The organism is Streptomyces sp. DI166 (genome assembly GCF_900091315.1).
Taxonomy (GTDB): Bacteria; Actinomycetota; Actinomycetes; order Streptomycetales; family Streptomycetaceae; genus Streptomyces; species Streptomyces fuscus.
Map to the genome: position 1 here is coordinate 1 of NZ_FLSP01000242.1, position 1,327 is coordinate 1,327.

The 1,327-nt window shown below is 70.3% G+C and carries 1 protein-coding gene; it reads right to left on the reverse strand.

The annotated features are described in order from the left end of the window. The coding region (locus GA0115233_RS40060; RefSeq protein WP_093725720.1) for an IS110 family transposase at nucleotides 1-1,111 on the reverse strand (1,111 nt) is incomplete at its 3' end. Nucleotides 1,112-1,327: the final 216 nt, after the last annotated feature.

Sequence of the window (1,327 nt, forward strand, 5' to 3'; positions counted from 1 at the left end):
GAGCGATCAGGGCCTGATGGTGTCGTTTGCCTTCGGATCGTTTGCGGTCGTAGAAGGCGCGCGAGGTGGGATCACGCTGGATGGAGCAGAACGCGGCCTGGTAGAAGACCCGTTTGAGGGCCTTGTCACCGCCGGTCGCGCTGCGCGAGTAGCGGATCTTGCCGGACTGGGAGAGCACCGGGGACAGCCCGGAGGCGGCGGCCAGCGCGTCGCCGCTGCTGAAGCGGCGGATGTCGCCGACAGCCGCGAGGAACTCGGCGGTGAGGGCGGCCCCCATCCCCGGCAGGCTGCGGATGAGGGCCCCGTCAGGGTGGCCGGTCACCAGTTTCTCGATCTCGGCTTCCAGGGCCTTGATGCGGCGTTTGCCGGCCAGCAGCTCGTCGGCGAGTTCCCGGATGAGCTGGGCGGTGCGGCGTTCGCCGGGCAGCGCGGCACGCTGGGCGAGTGCGGCGGTGTGCGCCGCATCGGCCAGCGGCTGCGCCAGGGCGGTTCTGACGCCGTGCCGGTGCAGGTAGTCGGCGATCCGGGCGGTGCCCGCGCGGCGGATCTCGGCGGGTGTGACGTAGTGGCCCAGCAGGATGAGCCCGGACTGGTTCGTCGCGTCGACGGCCCGTTCCAGGCCGGGGTGGATACCGGTGAGCAGGTCACGCAGCCGCGCGGTGCGGGCGGTGGCCTCCCTGACCAGCGTGGTGCGGTGGCTGACCAGCAGCCTCAGCTCCACGGCGCTGTCGTCGGGCAGTTCGACGGTGCGCAGGTCGTCGCGGAGCATGACCTGTTCGGCGATGACCTTGGCGTCCCGGGGGTCGGACTTGTTCTCGCCGCCACGGGTGGCGCGCCGGGCGCGGTTGACGGCCAGGCCGGGGACGTGGACGACGCGGAAGCCGGCCGTCAGGAGCATGGCGGTCAGCAGGGCGGCGATGCCGCCGAGGATGTCCAGGCCGACGGTGACGGGGCCGTGTTCGGCCTCGACGGTGTGCAGTTCGCCGATCGCCTCGTCGATGGCGGCGGGGTCGTTGTCGACCCGGTGGCTGAGCAGCTGACGGCCGCGGTCGTCGGTCACCGCGAGCCAGTGGAATTCCTTGGCGATGTCGAAGCCTGCGTTGGCGGTCACGGTCCCCTCCCGGTGCAGCGTGTGGCGCGACTTCTTCCGCCTGTCCTCGCCCTACCAAGCGATCGTTCGCAGTGCCTAATCAGCAGTCCGGAAGAAATGGCGGGACAGGGGGATCAGCGTCCTGAGCCATCGGAGGCAGCCAGCATGAAAACCATCCCTGCCCCACCCGCGCAGTCCCAGAGTCGCGAACTCACGGGATGCACTCAAGAAGGTAGG